Source organism: Knoellia locipacati, from assembly GCF_007992835.1.
Lineage (GTDB): Bacteria > Actinomycetota > Actinomycetes > Actinomycetales > Dermatophilaceae > Knoellia > Knoellia locipacati.
Window position 1 is genome coordinate 338,427 of the sequence record NZ_BKBA01000009.1, and the last position, 18,852, is coordinate 357,278.

General features: G+C 71.1%; 17 protein-coding genes. 3 read left to right on the forward strand and 14 right to left on the reverse strand.

What is annotated here, in order from left to right:
* Positions 1-25 precede the first annotated feature (25 nt).
* Genes cmk through ald form a run of 8 tightly spaced genes read right to left on the reverse strand, consistent with a single transcriptional unit; the run spans position 26 to position 7,512 of the window.
* Positions 26-733, reverse strand: a complete 708-nt coding sequence (cmk, locus tag KLO01_RS13175) for a (d)CMP kinase (protein WP_147065850.1) — start codon at positions 731-733, stop codon at positions 26-28.
* A 60-nt stretch (positions 734-793) separates the two neighbouring features.
* Positions 794-1,909 (reverse strand): prephenate dehydrogenase, encoded by a 1,116-nt coding sequence (locus KLO01_RS13180; RefSeq protein WP_147065852.1) that lies wholly within the window; start codon positions 1,907-1,909, stop codon positions 794-796.
* A complete protein-coding gene (locus KLO01_RS13185; protein WP_147065854.1) occupies positions 1,906-2,838 on the reverse strand; it encodes a pseudouridine synthase in 933 nt (310 codons plus the stop codon). The genes KLO01_RS13180 and KLO01_RS13185 overlap by 4 nt, the downstream gene beginning before the upstream one ends.
* Entirely contained in the window at positions 2,835-3,506 is a 672-nt protein-coding gene (scpB, locus tag KLO01_RS13190) for an SMC-Scp complex subunit ScpB (RefSeq protein WP_147065856.1), read from the reverse strand. The genes KLO01_RS13185 and scpB overlap by 4 nt, the downstream gene beginning before the upstream one ends.
* On the reverse strand, positions 3,499-4,449 hold the full coding sequence (locus KLO01_RS13195; RefSeq protein WP_147065858.1) for a segregation and condensation protein A: 951 nt from the start codon (positions 4,447-4,449) through the stop codon (positions 3,499-3,501). Before KLO01_RS13195 ends, scpB begins: the two co-directional genes overlap by 8 nt.
* A gap of 4 nt (positions 4,450-4,453) precedes the next feature.
* The gene (locus tag KLO01_RS13200; RefSeq protein WP_147065860.1) at positions 4,454-5,422 is read right to left on the reverse strand and encodes a ParA family protein; all 969 of its coding nucleotides are present in this window, start codon (positions 5,420-5,422) and stop codon (positions 4,454-4,456) included.
* 57 nt (positions 5,423-5,479) lie between these two features.
* A complete protein-coding gene (gene xerD, locus KLO01_RS13205; RefSeq protein ID WP_147066121.1) occupies positions 5,480-6,400 on the reverse strand; it encodes a site-specific tyrosine recombinase XerD in 921 nt (306 codons plus the stop codon).
* Positions 6,397-7,512 (reverse strand): alanine dehydrogenase, encoded by a 1,116-nt coding sequence (gene ald, locus KLO01_RS13210; protein WP_147065862.1) that lies wholly within the window; start codon positions 7,510-7,512, stop codon positions 6,397-6,399. The genes xerD and ald overlap by 4 nt, the downstream gene beginning before the upstream one ends.
* 56 nt (positions 7,513-7,568) lie before the next feature.
* On the opposite strand from ald, the gene KLO01_RS13215 reads away from it, so the two are divergent.
* A complete protein-coding gene (locus tag KLO01_RS13215) occupies positions 7,569-8,180 on the forward strand; it encodes a hypothetical protein (protein WP_147065864.1) in 612 nt (203 codons plus the stop codon).
* On the opposite strand, the gene hisS is transcribed toward KLO01_RS13215, so the two are convergent.
* On the reverse strand, positions 8,143-9,504 hold the full coding sequence (gene hisS / locus KLO01_RS13220) for a histidine--tRNA ligase (protein ID WP_147065866.1): 1,362 nt from the start codon (positions 9,502-9,504) through the stop codon (positions 8,143-8,145). The two genes, KLO01_RS13215 and hisS, sit on opposite strands and share 38 nt — an antisense overlap.
* Positions 9,501-10,202 (reverse strand): MBL fold metallo-hydrolase, encoded by a 702-nt coding sequence (locus KLO01_RS13225; protein WP_147065868.1) that lies wholly within the window; start codon positions 10,200-10,202, stop codon positions 9,501-9,503. Before KLO01_RS13225 ends, hisS begins: the two co-directional genes overlap by 4 nt.
* A gap of 57 nt (positions 10,203-10,259) precedes the next feature.
* On the opposite strand from KLO01_RS13225, the gene KLO01_RS13230 reads away from it, so the two are divergent.
* Together KLO01_RS13230 and KLO01_RS13235 are read left to right on the forward strand one after the other, a co-directional pair.
* Positions 10,260-11,048 (forward strand): peptidylprolyl isomerase, encoded by a 789-nt coding sequence (locus tag KLO01_RS13230; protein WP_147065869.1) that lies wholly within the window; start codon positions 10,260-10,262, stop codon positions 11,046-11,048.
* A 2-nt stretch (positions 11,049-11,050) separates the two neighbouring features.
* Positions 11,051-12,775, forward strand: coding sequence for a DUF349 domain-containing protein (locus tag KLO01_RS13235; RefSeq protein ID WP_147065871.1), 1,725 nt, complete (start codon positions 11,051-11,053; stop codon positions 12,773-12,775).
* A gap of 206 nt (positions 12,776-12,981) precedes the next feature.
* Here KLO01_RS13235 and KLO01_RS13240 read toward each other — a convergent pair whose 3' ends face one another.
* From KLO01_RS13240 to secD, 4 genes are read right to left on the reverse strand one after another with little or no spacing between them, the layout of a single operon-like run.
* Positions 12,982-15,276: a RelA/SpoT family protein gene (locus tag KLO01_RS13240; protein WP_147065873.1), complete on the reverse strand. Its 2,295-nt coding sequence runs from the start codon at positions 15,274-15,276 to the stop codon at positions 12,982-12,984.
* A gap of 9 nt (positions 15,277-15,285) precedes the next feature.
* A complete protein-coding gene (locus KLO01_RS13245) occupies positions 15,286-15,855 on the reverse strand; it encodes an adenine phosphoribosyltransferase (protein ID WP_147065875.1) in 570 nt (189 codons plus the stop codon).
* A 3-nt stretch (positions 15,856-15,858) separates the two neighbouring features.
* The gene (gene secF / locus KLO01_RS13250; protein WP_147066122.1) at positions 15,859-17,049 is read right to left on the reverse strand and encodes a protein translocase subunit SecF; all 1,191 of its coding nucleotides are present in this window, start codon (positions 17,047-17,049) and stop codon (positions 15,859-15,861) included.
* Positions 17,049-18,851 (reverse strand): protein translocase subunit SecD, encoded by a 1,803-nt coding sequence (secD, locus tag KLO01_RS13255; protein WP_246136206.1) that lies wholly within the window; start codon positions 18,849-18,851, stop codon positions 17,049-17,051. The genes secF and secD overlap by 1 nt, the downstream gene beginning before the upstream one ends.
* Position 18,852 lies beyond the last annotated feature (1 nt).

An 18,852-nucleotide genomic window follows, 5' to 3' on the forward strand; every position in this document is an offset into this window, starting at 1 on the left:
CCGCTCGCGAGCCGGATCGGGCGGGTCAGTCGCGGGCGTGGCCAGCGAGCGAGGCGACGACGGCGAGGACCGCCTCGACGCTCTCGTCGAAGTCGAGGTCGGAGGTGTCGACGGTGACGACGCCGTCGGCCGCGACGGTGAACTGCGAGACGGCCGAGTCGTCGCGGTCACGACGCAGGACCTGGTCGCGGGTCGCGGCGATGGCCTCCTCGTCGGCACTGCCGTGGACCTCGGCGGACCGGCGGCGCAGCCGGGCCTCCTCGCTGGCGGTGAGCAGCAGGCGCACGAGTGCATCGGGCGCGACGACGGTCGTGATGTCGCGCCCCTCGGCGACGACTCCCCCGGTCTCCCGCGCGATGGCGGCCATGCGGTCGCGCTGGGCCTGCTGGAGGATCGGCCGCACCCCCGTGTTGGTGGCGACCTTGGAGACCTCGGAGCTGATCGCGGTGGTGCGGATCTCGGCCGTGACGTCTGTCCCGCCGACGACGACCCGCTGGTCCTGCGGGTCCGTCGAGAGCTCGAGCGGCAGCACCTCGGCCGCAGCGACCACCGCGCCCTCGTCGGTGAGGTCGACCCCCTGGTCCAGGCACCACCACGTGAGCGCGCGGTACATCGCGCCGGTGTCGAGGTAGCCCACGCCCAGCTCGGCGGCCACCGCCTTCGAGACGCTCGACTTGCCGGAGCCGGAGGGTCCGTCGATGGCGATGGTCAGGGGGCCGGTCTCGCGCGTCATGGCGGTCAGCCTAGGCGGTCGCGCAGGCCACTCCGTCTCCCGGATGCCACCCACGAGGCCTCAGCCGTGGAGGCGCCAGCCGCGCTCCTCGAGCCCCTCCGACAGCGCCGCCGCGGATCCGGGGACGACGTCGATCTCGGCCAGACCGAAGGCCTGCCCCAGCCCGTGGTCGAGGTGGAACTCCTCGATGTTGGTGCCGATGGAGCCGACGTCGGCGAAGAGCCGCCCGAGCTGTCCGGGCTCGTCCGGAATGAGCACCCGGACGGTCGTGTATGCCGTCGGCGCGGCTCCGTGCTTGCCGGGGATCCGCGCGTGGCCGGCGTTGCCCGCGGCGATGGCCCGGGCCAGGGTGCCTCGCGCACCGGGCGCGTCGTCGTCGCTGCCGAGCGCGTCGAGGGCGCCGATGACGCCCTCGAGGTCGGTGGCCAGCGCGGCGAGGACGTCGCGCACGGCGTGCGCGTTGCCGGAGAGGATCTGGGTCCACAGGTGCGGGTCGCTCGCGGCGATCCGGGTGACGTCCCGCAGCCCCTGCCCGGCCAGAGCCACCGACGAGTCGGCGAGGTGCTCGAGCCGGGCGGCGACGAGGCTGGCGATGAGCTGTGGCACGTGGGAGACCGATGCCACGGCCGCGTCGTGGTCCGCAGGGTCGAGGGTGACGACCGCTGCGCCGACGCTCGACGCCACGGAGCGCACGAGGGCCACCGCGGAGTCGGCCGTCTCGTCGGTGGGGGTGAGCACCCAGGCGCGACCGTGGAAGAGGTCGTGCCGACCCGCGACGGCGCCGTTGCGCTCGCGCCCCGCCATGGGGTGCGAGCCGCAGAAGCGCGACAGGTCCGCACCGCGGGCCCGGAGCGCGTCGATGATGGCGACCTTGACGGAGGCGACGTCGGTGACGACGGCCTCGGGCCAGCGCTCGAGGGCCTCCGCGACGCACGCCGCCGTGACGTCTGGCGGGGTCGCGACGACGACGAGGTCGGGGTGGACGTCACCGTCACCCTCGCCCGGGATGGCGCTCGAGGTCTCGCCCGCGCCGAGGTCGCGCGCGAGGGCCGCGTTGGTGCTCGAGATGTCCTCGAGCGTCACCACGCCACCGGCGCGCGTCAGGGCCAGCCCCAGACTCGTCCCGATGAGCCCGGTGCCGACGACGTGGACCCGGGCCGGAGCCGGCTCGGTCACATCCCCGCCGCGGAGTAGAGGTCGCCGACCTCACCCTTGGTGAGCCGCCGGAACTTGCCGGGCTTGGTGTCGCCGAGCCGGATCGGACCCACCTGGGTGCGCACGAGCGACAGCACCGGGTGGCCCGCCTCGGCGAGCATCCGGCGGACGATGTGCTTGCGACCCTCGTGGAGGATCACCTCGACGATCGCCTTGCCGGGCTGGCTGTCGACGACGCGGAACGAGTCGACCTTGACGGGCCCGTCCTCGAGCTCGATGCCCTCGCGCAGCCGCTTGCCGAGGTCGCGCGGGACCGGCCCACGGATCTGGGCGAGATAGGTCTTGAGGACGCCGTACTTGGGGTGCTGGAGCCGGTGTGCGAGGTCGCCGTCGTTGGTGAGCAGCAGCAGTCCCTCGGTGTCGGCGTCGAGGCGCCCGACGTGGAACAGGCGCTCCTTGCGGTCCCCGAAGTAGTCGCCGATGTCGATCCGGCCGAGGTCGTCGTTCATCGAGGTGACGACGTTGAGCGGCTTGTTGAACGCGAGGTAGACCCGCGACTCGTCGAGCGTGACGCGCACACCGTCGACGTGGACGACCTGGTCGGCGTTGATCCGGACGCCGAGCTCGGTGACGACCTGGCCGTCGACCTCGACCCGGCCCTCGGAGATGAGCTGCTCGCACACCCGCCGCGACCCCACGCCGGCCGACGCGAGGAGCTTCTGCAGTCGTATGCCGTCGGGGTCGTGGACGTCGACCGGCTTCGCCTTGGGGCGGTTGGGCAGGGCGGTGGGCTGGCTCTTCTTGGTCGTCCCGACTCCGCGGGGACGTCCACCACCGGCGGGCCCGCCGGCGCCACGGCCACCTGCGGCGGCACCACCGGGGGTGCGGCCACGGCCACCGCCGGACGGCTTCTTCGCGGGTCCGCCGCGTCGGCTCTGCGGCGGGGTCATGACCGGCCGCTCTCTGCGATCTCGTCGAGCACGTCGACCTCCGGGAGGTAGGGAGCAAGGGCTGGTAGGTCATCGAGCGACTGCAGGCCGAGCCGCTCGAGGAAGTAGGACGTCGTGCCGTAGAGGTTGGCGGTCGAGTCCTCCTCGGACCCGACCTCCTCGATGAGGCCACGGGTGAGGAGGGTGCGGATGACACCGTCGACGTTGACTCCGCGCACGGCGGCCACGCGCGAACGCGAGACCGGCTGGCGGTAGGCGATGACCGCGAGGGTCTCGAGCGAGGCCTGGGTGAGCTTGGCCTGCTGCCCGTCGAGGAGGAACTTGCTCACGACGGGGGCATAGTCGGAACGGCTGTAGACGCGCCACCCGCCACCCACCTGCCGGAGGGTGAAGCCCCGCAGCTGCGCGGCATACCCCTCCTCGAGCTCGGCGAGGGCTGCCTCGACGTCGGGGACGGGCACCTCGAGGGCCGAGGCGAGGGCGAGCTCGGTCACGGGTTCGTCGACGACCATGAGGACGGCCTCGACGGCGCTGCGCAGACCGCCGGGGAAGTCGCCGACGTCGAAGGCGAGCTGGTCCTGGGGGACCTCCTCGACGACGCCCTCCTCGAGGGGTCCCGGCTCGACGGCGCCCTCGGGCACCGGGTCGGTCAGGTCTGTGTCACTCATGGTCAGCCTCTCGCTGATCGGTGGTCGGTGCGTCCTCGGCGGACGCGGCCTCGGCGGCCGGCACGGCGTCGTCCGGGAGCGTGGCGGCGGGCACTGCGGCGTCCTCGGCGGGTGCGGCGTCGTCGAACTCGTCGTCGACACGGATGTCACCCTCCATCGACCCGGTCCAGCGGACGGTGAGCTCGCCGAGCGCCTCGGCCTGCTCGAAGGTGATGGCCGACTCGCGGAACAGCTCGAGCAGCGCGAGGAAGCGGGCGACGATGACGAGCGTGTTGTCGGCGTCGCGCACGAGCGCGCGGAACGACGACGTCCCGTCACGACGCAGCCGCTCGCCGATGATCGTGGCCTGCTCGCGCACGCTCACGGCGGGCGCGTGCAGATGGGTCAGTCCGACGGTGTCGGCGACCTTGGGGGTGAGCGCACCCGCGGCGATCATCGCGAGCTGCTCGGGCGTGATCGTCATGATGAGCTCGGGAAGCAGCTTGGCGAACTGCGGCTCGAGCCCGGCCTGGCGCGCCGTCATCCGCGACGCCGTCGACATCCGCTCGTCGAAGGTGCGGGCGATGTCCTTGAACGCGCGGTACTGCAGCAGGCGGGCGAAGAGGAGGTCGCGCGCCTCGATGAGGGCGAGGTCCTCCTCGTCCTCGGGGCCCACCTGCGGCAGCAGCCGAGCAGCCTTGATGTCGAGCAGGGTGGCCGCGACGAGGACGAACTCCGAGGCCTGCGAGAGGTCCCAGCTGTCGCCACCCTTGGCCTGCTCGGTCCGGATGTGCGCGATGAACTCGTCGGTGACCTTGGCCAGGGCGATCTCGGTGATGTCGAGCTTGTGCTTGGAGATGAGACCGAGGAGCAGGTCGAACGGACCCGAGAAGACGTCGAGGTGGACCTCGAAGGCCGTCGTCGCTGCCCGCCTCGTGAGAACGCCGCCGGGGGCCTCGGTCATGGTGTCAGGCTGCTCCGCCACGGGCGATGAGCTCCCTTGCGAGCTGACGGTAGGCACCGGCTCCCTTGTGGGTGGAGTCGTAGGTGGTGATCGGCTCGGCAGCGAGCGACGCGTCCGGGAACTTCACCGTGCGGCTGATGACCGTGTGGAAGACGCGCTCACCGAAGTGCTCGACGACGCTGGCCACGACCTCCTTGGAGTGCAGGGTGCGGCTGTCGTACATCGTCGCGAGGATGCCGTCGACCTCCAGGCGCGGGTTGAGCCGGTCGGTGATCTTCTCGATCGTCTCGACGAGCAGCGCCACGCCGCGCATGGCGAAGAACTCGCACTCGAGCGGGATGAGCACCCCGTGGGCTGCCGTGAGGGCGTTGACGGTGAGCAGGCCGAGCGAGGGCTGGCAGTCGATGAGGACGACGTCGTACTCGTCGAGCACCGGTCGCAGGACCCGGGCGAGGATCTGCTCGCGGGCCACCTCGCCGACGAGCTGGACCTCGGCAGCCGACAGGTCGATGTTGGCCGGGATGACGTCGAGGTTCGCGACCTTGGTCTTCTGGATGACGTCGCGGACGTCGTGCCCACGCTCGGTCAGCAGGTTGTAGACGGTGACGTCGAGCTCGTGGGCGGGGATGCCCAGACCGACCGACAGGGCGCCCTGCGGGTCGAAGTCGACGAGGAGCACGCGTCGGCCGTACTCGGCCAGGGCCGCACCGAGGTTGATCGTCGTCGTGGTCTTGCCGACGCCACCCTTCTGGTTGCACATGGCGATGACCCGGGCGGGGCCGTGGCTGGCCAGGGGCGCCGGCTCGGGGAAGGTCGGCAGAGGGCGACCGGTCGGTCCGACGGTGCCGACGGCTGCGTCCTCCGTCCCGGGCAGGTGTCCGTTGCGACTCGCGGTGTCACCCTGGTCGCGGGTCCCGGTGTCGACGGACCCGTCTCGTGAGGTCACCACGGCATCGATGTCTGACGAATACATCTCTCTCCCGGAACTGGCGTGCAGGCGGTCAGCATCCCGCTGATCGGGACGACACTATCAGCGGGCACGGGGGTGGCTCTGTGCGTAGACCTCGCGCAGCTGCTGCACGGTGACGAGCGTGTAGACCTGCGTCGTCGTGACCGAGGCGTGCCCGAGCAGCTCCTGCACGACGCGGACGTCGGCGCCGCCCTCCAGCAGGTGGGTCGCGAACGAGTGCCGCAGGGTGTGCGGCGACAGGTGGCCCCTCAGCTGGGCCCGCTCCGCGGCCGCCCGCAGGATGGTCCAGGCGCTCTGCCGCGAGAGCCGGGAGCCCCGCTGGTTGAGGAAGATCGCCGGGGTCCCCCTGCCCTTGCTCGAGAAGGTGCCCCTCCCCCGCACGAGGTATGCCGTGAGCGCCTCTCGCGCGTACGAACCGAGCGGCACGAGGCGCTGCTTGCCGCCCTTGCCCTCGAGGCGCACCACGCCGGCGTCGAGGTCGACGTCGTCGATGTCGAGCCCGATGGCCTCGGAGATGCGCGCACCGGTGCCGTAGAGCACCTCGAGGAGCGCCTTGTCGCGCAGCGACGCGGGGGTGTCCCCCACCGCAGCGGCGTCGAGGAGCCGCTCCACCTCCCCCAGGCTGATCGCCTTGGGCAGGCGGGACGGCGGTGGCGGCGGGCTCACCGCGGCGGCGGGGTCGGTCTCGACCTCACCCTCGAGCGCGAGGAAGCGGTGCAGCCCCCGCACGGCCACGAGGGTGCGTGCGGCCGAGTTCGCCGCGAGCGGCGGGTGCTCGTCGTCGCCCTCGCGCAGCCGCGCGAGGAACTCGCTCACGTGCCGCTCGCCCACCTTCGCGGGGTCGTCGACACCGATCGAGACGAGGTATGCCGTCCATCGCCCGAGGTCGCGCCGGTAGGCCTTGAGCGTGTTGGCCGAGACCCCCCGCTCGACGTCGAGGTGGGTCAGCCAGGCGCGGACGGCGCGGTCGACCCGGCTCAGCCGAGCACCTCGGCGAGCTCGCGGTGGCCGAGCCCGTGAGCCTCGGCGACGGGAGCGCAGACGATGTCGCCGGCGTGGGTGTTGATGCCCAGGGCGAGCCCGGGGTCGCGGCGCGAGGCGTCGAGCCATCCCTGGTCGGCGAGGCGCACGGCATACGGGAGGGTGGCGTTGGTGAGGGCCCAGGTCGAGGTGTTGGGCACGGCACCGGGCATGTTGGCGACGCAGTAGAAGACCGAGTTGTGGACCTCGTAGGTGGGGTCCGCGTGGGTCGTCGCGTGGGTGTCCTCGAAGCAGCCGCCCTGGTCGACGGCGATGTCGACGAGCACCGAGCCCGGCTTCATCTGGGAGACGAGCTCGTTCGAGACGAGCGTCGGGGCCTTGGCACCGGGGACGAGCACCGCGCCGATGACCATGTCGGCCTCCATGACCTGCTGGCGGATCGCGAGGGTCGACGAGGCGAGCCCGTGGACGCGGTTGTTGTAGCGCCAGAAGCTCATCCGGAGCTTGTCGAGGTCGGTGTCGAGGAGCGTGACGTCCGCGCCCATGCCGAGCGCGATGTTGGCGGCGTTCTGGCCCGAGACACCGGCGCCGATGATGACGACCTTGGCGTTGGCGACGCCACCGACACCGCCCATGAGGACCCCGCGGCCGCCCTGCGGCTTGGTGAGCGAGTAGGCGCCGACCTGGGGCGCGAGACAGCCCGCGACCTCGGACATCGGGTAGAGCAGCGGGAGACCGCCGGAGGGCAGCTGGACCGTCTCGTAGGCGATGGAGGTCGTGCGCTTGGCGACGAGCTCCTTGGTGAGCGGCTCGTCGGCGGCGAGGTGGAGGTAGGTGAAGAGGGTGAGGTCCTCGCGCAGCCGGTGGTACTCCTCGGCGACGGGCTCCTTGACCTTCATGACCATCTCGGCGTCGCCCCACACGTCGTCGGCGTCGTCGACGATCCGGGCACCCTGCGAGACGAACTCGTCGTCGGTGATCGAGGACCCGAGGCCGGCGCCCTTCTGGATGAGCACCTCGTGCCCATGACCCACGAGCTCGTGCACACCGACCGGTGTGATGCCGACCCGGAACTCGTTGTTCTTGACTTCGCTGGGAATGCCGATGCGCACCGATGACTCCTTCGTCGTGGTCGCGGTCGATGTGCCGCAGTGCGAGTCTAGGGCGGGTGAAGCTCTATGCAGACCTGCCCGGACGTCGCCTCGCCCAGATCCTCGCCGACGTCGGCCTCGTGGCCTGGCTGGTCCTGTGGACCTGGGTGGGACGCCGCGTCCACGACGTGACGATGGCGCTCGCAGAACCGGGCCGCCGGCTCCAGGGAGCGGGTGCGGGCTTCCGCGAGAAGCTCAACGCCGCCGGCGACGGCGTCGACAACCTGCCGGTCCTCGACGACCGCATCGCCGGCCCGTTCCGCTCCGCCGCGGGCGCCGGGACCGACATCGAGAGGGCCGGCACCGACCTCGTCGGCGCCGTCGAGCGGTTCGCGGTCCTGCTGGGGTGGACGACGGCCCTCGTGCCGATCCTCATCGTCGGCATCTGGTGGGCGATCGCACGGGCGCGGTTCGTGCGCCGGGCGTCGGCCGCACAGCGCTTCATCGACGCCGACGACGACCTCGACCTCTTCGCGCTGCGGGCCATGGCCAACCAGCCGATGGCCTCGCTCGCGAAGGTGTCGGCCGACCCGAGCGGCGCCTGGCGCCGCGGTGACCGCGAGACGATCCGGGCCCTGGCGATGCTCGAGCTCAGGGACTCGGGACTACGGCCTCCACGGACGGCCTGAGGTCCTGCGCCGGCGGCTGCCACGACTGCGGGTCCGCGTCGACCTGGTCGCCGGACCGGATGTCCTTGACCTGGTGCTCGACGTCGCCGGCCCCCGGGAACCAGACGAACGGGATCCCGCGCCGGTCGGCGTAGCGGATCTGCTTGCCGAACTTCGCGGCGCTCGGCGCCACCTCGCACGGGATGCCACGCGCCCGCAGCGCCCTGGCGACGGCCGCCGACTCGGCGCGCGAGTCCTCCTCGACGACGGCGACGAGCACCGCTGCCGGGGTGGCGCGGGAGGCGGCGACGAGGCCCTTGGAGAGCAGCAGGCCGAGCAGGCGCGACACGCCGATCGAGATCCCGACACCCGGGTAGGTCGTCCTCCCGTCGCTGGCGAGGGCGTCGTAGCGGCCGCCCGAGCAGAACGAGCCCCACGACTCGTGGCCCTCGAGCTGGGTCTCGTAGACGGTCCCGGTGTAGTAGTCGAGGCCGCGGGCGATCTTGAGGTCGGCGACCATCGCCCCTGGGGCGTGCTCGAGCCCGCTGCGGATCACGGCGGCGAGGGCGTCGAGGCCCTCGTCGAGGGTCGGGTGCTGGACGCCGAGTGCGCGCACCCGGTCGACGAACGACAGGTCCTCGGTGCGGATCTCGGCCAGCGCCAGGCACTGGTCGGCCTGCTCGGGCGTGCGACCGGCCTCGACGAGCAACGTCCGGACCTTGTCGGCACCGATCTTGTCGAGCTTGTCGACGATCCGCAGGGTGTCCTGAATCTCTGTGACGTCGTCGATGCCGATTCCGATCCCCTGGTAGAAGCCTTCGGGGATCTTGCGGTTGTTGACCTGGATCGTCATCCGGCCGATCGGCAGCCGCGCGAAGACCTCGGCGATGACGAGCGGCATCTCGGCCTCGAAGTGTGGCGCCAGCTCGCCGACGTCGACGACGTCGATGTCGGCCTGGGTGAACTCGCGGTAGCGCCCCTCCTGGGGCCGCTCGCCGCGCCACACCTTCTGGATCTGGTAGCGCCGGTAGGGGAACGCGAGCTTGCCGGCGTTCTCGAGCACGAACCGGGCGAAGGGCACGGTGAGGTCGAAGTGCAGGCCGAGCTCGGGCTCGCGCGAGGAGCGCTCGGCGCCGGAGTCGGCGAGCCGGGTCACGCCGTAGATCTCCTTGTCGGCGTCGCCGCCCTTGCCGAGGAGCCGCTCGACCGGCTCGACCGCGCGCGTCTCGAGCGAGGTGAACCCGTGCAGCTCGAAGGTCTCGCGGATGACGTCGAGGAAGTGCTGCTCGACGATGCGCTCAGAGGGGAGGTACTCGGGGAAGCCGCTGAGCCTGGTGACCTTCACGCGCTCAATCCTTGCAGGTAGGGGTTGGTGCTGCGTTCACGGCGCATCGTCGTGGCCTGGCCGTGCCCCGGGAGGACGAGCGTGGAGTCGGGCAGCGGCAGCACGACGTCGCGCAGCGACCGCTCCATCGCGGAGCCGTCACCGCCGGGCAGGTCGGTGCGCCCGATCGACCCGGCGAAGAGGACGTCGCCGGAGATCATCGTGCGGTCGAGCTCCTCGGGGGCGCGGACACCGTCGGGCAGCCGGTCGAAGCCGAACATCACCGACCCCTCGGTGTGACCGGGAGCGTGGAGCACGTCGAGGTCGAGGCCGGCGAGGGTGAGCGACTGCCGGTCGGTCACCTCGACGACCTGGCTCGGCTCGGTCCACGTGGCCCTCGAGCCGAACTGCTGCTCGAGCATCCCGACGATCCCGGGGCTCGCGGACCCGAGCGGGTCAGCCAGCCGGTAACGGTCGTCGGAGTGGATGTATGCCGCGGTGTCGCCTCCGCAGACCGGTGTCACCGAGTAGACGTGGTCGATGTGACCGTGGGTGAGCAGGACCGCGGTCGGCTTGAGACGGTGCTCGGTGAGGACCTCGCGCAGGGTCTCCTCGATGCCGATGCCCGGGTCGACGACGACGCACTCCTCGCCCTCCCCCGTCGCGAGGACGTAGCAGTTGGTCCCGAAGGCTGCGGCAGGGAAGGCGATGGTCAACACACCGCAGAACCCTAGTCGGGTGCGCGGACGGCATACCGGCTCCCTAGACTTCCGCGGGTGACCAAGAAGCAGGAACGTGACCGCGCCCGCCGCCGGTGGGAGAAGCAGCAGGCCACGCAGGCGGCCAGGGCCGCCAAGCGCGACCGGACGAGGCGGGTCGCGGCGATCGTCGCGACCGTCGCCGTCGTGGCTGCCCTCGTCGGTGGCCTCGCCATCGCGCTCAAGCCGGAGGGGCCCGCCAAGCCGCAGGCGACGGCTGCCGGCTGTGAGCAGCCGCCCCAGCCGATGGGCACCGCGGCCAAGCTCGAGCTCCCCGACAAGGCGACCGCCAAGGGCGCGACCTGGACGGCCACGCTGACGACGAACTGCGGCGACATCGTCCTCGACCTCGACGGCGCGAAGGCACCGCAGGCGGTCGCCTCGTTCATCCAGCTCGCCAAGGCCGACTACTGGCTCAACTCCCCCTGCCAGCGGCTCGGCATCGGTGACGGCTTCAAGCTGCTCCAGTGCGGCGACCCGACGGGCACCGGCCAGGGCAACCCCGGCTACGGCTTCGGCGTCGAGAACGCGCCGAAGGACGGGACCTACCCCAGGGGCACCGTCGCGATGGCGCGCACCCCGGACCCGGTCAAGGGCAACGGCGGCCAGTTCTTCCTCGTCAACGGCGAGACGAGCCTGCCGGACCCGAATGGATACACGATCTTCGGCACGATCACCAAGGGTTTGGATATCGTCGACAAGGTCGCCGCAGCGGGGGTCCAACCCGGCGGCGAGTCGGAGACCACCGGTGCCCCCGAGGCACCCATCAGCATCCTTCGGGTTGCGGTGACTGAGAAGAAGGCATAGCCGTGAGCGACGAGACGACGAGCAACACCACCGCGGACGCACCCGTGGAGGAGCCGGCACAGGCGTCGGCGCACGCTGCCGCCCCCGAGCCCGAGATGCCGGTGACCGACGAGGCTCCGGCCGTGACGGAGGAGCCGGCTGCGGCTGTCGAGGAGACTGCTGCTCCCGTCGAGGAGGCTGCTGCCCCCGCTGACGAGGCTGCTGCCCCCGCTGAGACGGCCTCGACCGAGCCCGCGGCTGATGAGCCCGCGGCTGATGAGCCCGCGGCTGCCGAGCCCGTCGTCGAGAGCGAGCCGGCTGCGACCGTGCCTGCCCCCGCTGTGGACCCGGAGCCCGCCACCTCACTGCCCACGCCCGCGACCCCGGCGCCCGCCCCGTCGGCGCCCAAGCCCGCGGCACCCTCCCCCGCCGCCCTCGCCTCGCGGATGGCCGCCAGGCCCGCCCCGTCCGTGACGCCCGTCGTCCACGCGCACTCCGAGTCAGCGCGCTTCGGCCGGGTCGACGACGAGGGACACGTCTTCGTCACCGTTGGCGACGAGGAGCGTGAGGTCGGTTCGTACCCCGGCGCCACGCCCGACGAGGCCCTGCAGTACTTCGCCCGCAAGTACGACGAGATCGCCGCCTCCGCCGAGCTGCTCGAGCAGCGGCTGGCCAACCCCGACGTCTCCGCCAAGGAGGTGGGCGAGGGTCTCAACACCCTCAAGGAGCACATCGCCGAGGCGCACGTCGTCGGTGACCTCGCCGCCCTCGACACCCGTGTCGCCGGCATCGAGGCGGCGCTCGTCACCAAGCGCGAGACCGAGCAGGCCGCCCGTGCCGAGGCCCGCGCCGCCGCTGCCGCCGAGCGCGAGGCCATCGTCGCCGAGGCCGAGGCGATCTCCGGCCAGGACCCCGAGCAGACCCAGTGGAAGCAGAGCGGTGAGCGCATGCGCGCGCTGCTCGACCAGTGGAAGCAGCACCAGCGGGGTGGCGCCAAGCTCGACAAGCCCACCGAGAACGCGCTGTGGCAGCGGTTCAGCCACGCCCGCAACCACTTCGACAAGGGCCGGCGCAGCTACTTCGCACAGCTCGACTCCTCGCGCGCCGAGGCACGCGGCACCAAGGAGTCGCTCGTCGCCGAGGCCGAGGCGCTGTCCTCGAGCAAGGACTGGGGTCCCACGGCCCGCGCCTTCAAGAACCTCATGGACCAGTGGCGTCAGGCCGGCCGCGCGTCCCGCTCCGAGGACGACGCCCTCTGGGAGCGCTTCAAGGCGGCGCAGGACGCCTTCTTCAACGCCAAGGACGAGGTCTCGGCCGCCGAGGACGAGGAGTTCCGCGCGAACCTCGCCGTCAAGGAGGAGCTGCTCAAGGAGGCCGAGCAGATCCTCCCGATCACCGACCTCGAGCAGGCCAAGTCCCAGCTCCGCGTCATCCAGGACAAGTGGGACGCCGCCGGCAAGGTCCCCCGCGCCGACATCGACCGCACCGAGAAGGCCATCCGCCGGATCGAGACGGCCGTGCGGGAGCAGGAGGACAAGAAGTGGAAGTCCTCCAACCCCGAGGTCGCCGCCCGCGCCAACTCGATGGTCACCCAGCTCCGCTCGTCGATCGAGTCGATCGAGGCCGACCTCGCCAAGGCCACAGCTGCCGGCAACGACAAGAAGGTCAAGGAGCTCACGGCCAAGCTCGAGTCGCAGCAGGCATGGCTCCGGTCGGCCGAGGCCGCCGGCGACGAGTTCGGCTCCTGAGCGCCTGAACGGCACGCAGAGGGCGCGCCCCGGCTTCGGCTGGTGCGCGCCCTCGCGTCGTCCGTGCCGCGCTAGCGAACCTCCGCCCGCGCGCCGCCTTCGTACCTGACTGACGTCGTGTCCTGGGCGCGCGGGCTGCGGTCCGACGCACGTCCCGAACGACGCCACAGGCGCTGCTGACGCCCGGGACTCCCCGGGCGGGCGCGTCAGGTCTGGGTGATGCGGTAGGCGTCGAAGACGCCGCCGACGTTGCGCACGGACTTGATGACGTGGTCGAGGTGGCTCGGGTCGCCCATCTCGAAGGTGAACTTGAGGGCGGCGACGCGGTCGCGTGAGGTCTGGACCGAGGCGCTGAGGATGTTGACGCCGCTCTCGGAGAGAACGCGCGTGACGTCGGAGAGCAGGGCCGAGCGGTCGAGGGCCTCGACCTGGAGCTGGACGAGGAAGACGCTGTTGGACGTGGGCGCCCACTCGACGTCGATGATCTTGTCCTGCTGGCGCAGCAGCTCGCCGGCGTTGGTGCAGTCGCGGCGGTGCACGGAGACACCCATGCCGCGGGTGACGAAGCCGAGGATGTCGTCGCCGGGCACCGGGGTGCAGCAGCGGGCGAGCTTGATCCACACATCCGACATGCCCTTGACGACGACGCCCGGGTCGCCGGCGCGGCGGCGGCGGTTCGAGATCGGGCGGGGCATGGTGACCTCGGCGAGGTCGTCGCTGGACTCCTCACCGCCCTGGGCGGCGACGAGCCGGGCGACGACGTGCTGCGCACTGACGTGACCCTCGCCGATCGCGGCATACAGACCGTCGATCCCACTGAGCCGCAGCTCCTCGGCGACCCCGGTGAGGGACTCGACCGACGACAGGCGTGAGAGCGGCAGGCTGCGCTTGCGCATCGCCTTGACGAGCGCGTCCTTGCCCTGGTCGATCATCTCCTCGCGACGCTCGCGGGTGAACCAGTGACGGATCTTGTTGCGGGCCCGGGCCGACTTCACGAAGCTCAGCCAGTCGCGTGAGGGTCCGGCCCCGTCGGCCTTGGAGGTGAGCACGTCGACCGTGTCACCGTTGTCGAGACGGGACTCCAGCGGCACGAGCCGGCCGTTGACCTTGGCACCGATGGTGCGGTGGCCGACCTCGGTGTGCACGGCATACGCGAAGTCGACGGGCGTCGACCCGGCGGGCAGACCGACGAGCTGCCCCTTGGGCGTGAAGACGTAGACCTCGCTGGCGTTGATCTCGAAGCGCAGCGACTCGAGGAACTCGCCCGGGTCGGCGGTCTCCTTCTGCCAGTCGAGCAGCTGACGCAGCCACGCCATGTCGTTGGCACCGGTGTTGCTCGTCGACGGGCTGTCGGTGCCGGCCGGGCCCTTCTCCTTGTACTTCCAGTGGGCGGCGACGCCGTACTCGGCGCGGCGGTGCATCGTGTGGGTGCGGATCTGGATCTCGACCGGCTTGCCCTCGGGCCCGATGACCGTCGTGTGGAGCGACTGGTACATGTTGAACTTCGGCGTGGCGATGTAGTCCTTGAACCGCCCCGGCACCGGCGTCCAGCGGGCGTGCATCGCGCCGAGCGCGGCGTAGCAGTCGCGCACCGTGTCGACGAGCACGCGGACGGCGACGAGGTCGTAGATCTCGTCGAAGTCGCGACCGCCCACGATCATCTTCTGGTAGACGGAGTAGTAGTGCTTGGGCCGGCCGGTGACCGTCGCCTTGAGCCGGGCGGTGCGCAGGTCGGACTCGACGCTCTCGCGCACGGTGGCGAGGTACTCCTCGCGGGCCGGGGCGCGCTCGGCGACGAGCCGGACGATCTCGTCGTAGACCTTCGGGTAAAGGGTCTGGAACGACAGGTCCTCGAGCTCCCACTTGATCGTGTTCATGCCGAGCCGGTGCGCCAGCGGGGCATAGATCTCGAGGGTCTCGCGCGCCTTGCGCTGGGCCGACTCCTTGGAGACGTAGCGCCAGGTGCGAGCGTTGTGCAGCCGGTCGGCGAGCTTGATGACGAGGACGCGGATGTCGCGCGCCATGGCGACGACCATCTTGCGCACGGTCTCGGACTGCGCGGCCTGGCCGTAGGTGACCTTGTCGAGCTTGGTCACGCCGTCGACGAGCATGGCGATCTCGGCGCCGAAGTCCTTCTCGAGCTGGTCCAGGCCGTAGTCGGTGTCCTCGACCGTGTCGTGGAGCAGCGCCGCCGCGAGGGTGGGTGGCGTCATGCCGAGCTCGGCGAGGATCGTCGTGACGGCGAGCGGGTGCGTGATGTAGGCGTCCCCGCTCTTGCGCATCTGCCCCTCGTGGGCGCGCTCTGCGACCTCGTAGGCACGCTCGATGACCGAGACGTCGGCCTTGGGGTGGGTCAGCCGGACCGAGGTGAGCAGCGGCTCGAGGACCGGGTGCGCCGAGGGCCGGGCGGAACCGAACCGTGCGAGGCGGGCACGCGCGCGGGCGCGGTTGGAGCCAGCTGCCCCACTGCGCACCGGGATCGGCGTGGTCTCCTCTGCCATGAACGGAGTCTAGGCGTCCCCCACGCCACCGACGACATGGAGGGAGTGCACCGCACGCTCCCCCAGCGCCTCGCGTCCGCCGAGGAACGCCAGCTCGACGACCGTGGCGAGCTCGACCACGTCGGCGCCGCAGTCGCTGAGCAGGTCCCACGCGGCGATCGCGGTGCCACCGGTGGCGAGGACGTCGTCGACGAGGAGCACCCGCTGACCTGCGGTGACCGCGTCGGCGTGGACCTCGATGGTGGCCGTGCCGTACTCGAGGTCGTAGGTCCGCTGGACGGTCTCGCCGGGCAGCTTGCCCGCCTTGCGCACGGGCACGAACCCGACGCCGAGCTCGAGCGCCAGCGCCGCGCCGATGATGAAGCCGCGCGCCTCGACGCCGGCGACGGCGTCGAGACCGTCGAGGCCCTCGACGGATCCGGTATGCCGTGCCGCCAGCGCCCGCACCACGTCACCGAACGCGTCGGCGTCACCGAGCAGGGGCGTGATGTCCTTGAACACCACTCCCGGCTTGGGGAAGTCGGCGACGTCCCGCAGCCGGCTCGCGACGAGGTCGCTGATGGCCTTCGCGTCGGTCATCGACTACTTGCGACGCGACTTGGGCGCGCGCTTGGGCTGGTTGCGCGGGCCCGCCTGGGCGTACTTGTGGACCTGGCGGCCGGTGATCGTGGCCGACTCCTCGTCGGTGGCCATGGGGGCACCCGACGAGGTGACGCCGTCGACCGAGGCGCCTGACGCGGCGGCCGCGGTACTGGAGGCACCGGCGCCGACGGGGGCCGCGGCCATCTCCTTGGCGCGCTTGGCCTCGGAGCGCGACGAGCGCTTGTCGAGGTCGACGACCGCGGGGTCCTTGCTGCGCAGGCTCACGAGGAGCGGCGTCGCGAGGAAGATCGACGAGTACGCACCGACGAGGATGCCGATGAAGAGCACGAGGGCCAGGTCGAGGAGCGTGCCGGGTCCGAGGAACAGGACGCCGACGACGAGCACCGCGAGGATCGGCAGGACACCGATGACCGTGGTGTTGATCGACCGGACGAGCGTCTGGTTCACGGCGAGGTTCGCTGCCTTGGCGAAGCTCATCCGCCCGTTGGCGAATGCCTCGTTGGTGTTCTCACGCACCTTGTCGAAGACGACGACCGTGTCGTAGATCGAGTAGCCGAGGACGGTGAGGAAGCCGATCATCGTCGCGGGAGACACCTCGAACTTGCTGAACGAGTAGATGCCGACGGTGATGATGAGGTCGTGCACGAGGGCGATGAGCGCCGCTGCGGCCATCTTCCAGTTGCGGAAGTAGATCGCGAGCACGCCGGCGACGAGCACGAGGAAGATGATGAGCGCGCGCAGCGCCTGCTTGGTGACGGAGTCACCCCACGAGGGGCCGATGAAGGTCGCGCTGACCTGGTCCTCCTTCACGGAGAACGTCTTGGCGAGCTGGGTGCGCACGTTGGCGCTCTCGGCGTCGTCGAGGCGCTCGGTCTGGACGCGCACCGTGCCGGCGCCGAGCTTCGAGACACGCACTCCGGTGCTGTCCTCCGCGGCTCCGAGCGCGTCACGTGCCTTGAACTCGTAGTCGCTGGGGACGGAGGAGCTCGTCACACGGAACTCGGAGCCACCGCTGAACTCGAGGCCGAGGTTGAGCTTGTTGATGCCCAGCCCGGCGATCGCGATGGCCATGAGGACCAGCGAGACGATGTAGTAGGTCCTGCGCTGGCGGACGACCGGGATGGACTTCTTGCCGGTGTAGAGGTCGTTGCCGAGGTCGGCGAAGTTGATCACGACGCACTCCCTTCGTTGCCCGCGACACGGGGCGGGTTCGTCGTGAACCGGCCACGGCCGGCATACGAGGTCTTCTTCACGGCGCCGAGCTTGTCCGGGTCGAGACCCGACATCGGGTGCCCGCCGCGGAAGAACTTCCGGCGTGCGAGCAGGGTCACGAGCGGGTGCGTGAAGAGGAACACGATGAGGATGTCGAGCAGGGTCGTGAGACCGAGGGTGAACGCGAAGCCGCGCACGCTCGAGCTCGCGAGGACGTAGAGCACGATCGCGGCGAGGAAGTTCACGCCGTCGGCGATGAGGATCGTGCGCTTGGCGCGGTCCCAGCCGGTGGCGACGGCGCTCTCGAGGGAGCGGCCCTCACGCAGCTCGTCACGGATGCGTTCGAAGTAGACGATGAACGAGTCCGCGGTGAAGCCGATGGCGACGATGAGGCCGGTGACGCCGGCCATGTCGAGGCGGTAGTTGTGCGACCAGCCCAGGATCGTGATCGACAGGTAGGTGAGCAGACCCGCCGCGAGGATCGAGGCGATGGTGACGAACCCGAGCACGCGGTACTGGAACAGCGAGTAGATCGTCACGAGGAGCAGACCGATGAGGCCGGCGTAGAAGCCGTAGCGGAGCTGCTCGCCACCGAGGGTGGGGCTGATCTGCTCGCGCGTCTGCAGGTCGAACGAGATCGGCAGGGCGCCGAACTTGAGCTGCTGGGCGAGGTCGCGGGCCTCGGTGATGCCGAAGCCGCCGGTGATGCTCGCCTTGCCGTTGGGGATGGCCTCGTTGAAGCTCGGTGCGACGATGACGCGCGAGTCGAGGGTGGCGGCGAGCTGGTTCTGCGGCTGCTGCAGCGGCACCATCTTGCGGGAGATGTCGGCGTACTGCTTGGCGCCCTCACCGTTGAGGGCCAGCTGGATCTCGACGGTGCTGGTCTGCTGGCCGTTCTGGCCGACCTGGTACCCGGCGCTGGCGTCGGAGATCTTGTCGCCGGAGACCACGACCGGGCCGAGGATGTACTTGGCCGCGCCGTCCGCGTCGCAGGTGACGAGCGGCTTGCTGTCGTCGTCGACGAGGTTGGCGAGCGCGTCCTCCTTGGAGCAGTCGAGGGCGGTGAACGCGGCGGTGAGCTCGGGGGTGATCTGCTCCAGGCTCAGCGGGTCCTTGACCGCGGCACCGCCGGCGCTGGCGCTCGGGCTGGGGCTCGGCGAGGCGCTGGGGCTGGGGCTGGCGCTCGGGCTGGCCGAGGGTGACGGGCTGGCCTCGGTCGTGAAGGCACCGGGCAGCGCGGAGTTGTTGGTCGCCGACGGCGCCGGGCTGGCGGCGGGGACGCTGGCCGACGGCGAGGGCACCGGGACCGCGGAGCCGGTCGGGCTCGGGCTGGGCGAGCCGCTCGGCGAGGCCGAGGGCTCTGCCTGCGGGGATCCGGCCGCGATCGCGAGGACAGGGCGGAACTGGAGCTGCGAGGAGCGGCGGATCGCGTCCTCGGTGCGCTTGTCGGGCGTGCCCGGCATGCTCACGACGATGTTGCGGCCACCCTGCGTGGTGACCTCGGCACCGGCGACGCCACCGGCGTCGACGCGCTGGACGATGATGTCGCGGGCCTGGGCGATCTGCTGGGCCGAGACCGTCTTGCCGCCGGTGACCCGGGGCTCGAGGATGATCTGCGTGCCGCCCTCGAGGTCGAGGCCGAGCTTGGGCGCGTAGCTGCCGTCGCTGAACTGGTTGGCTCCGAAGAGCAGGCCCATGAGGGCGATGGCGAGCACGGCCATGCCGGCGAGGGCACGGCGCGCGAAGCTCAGCTGGCTCATG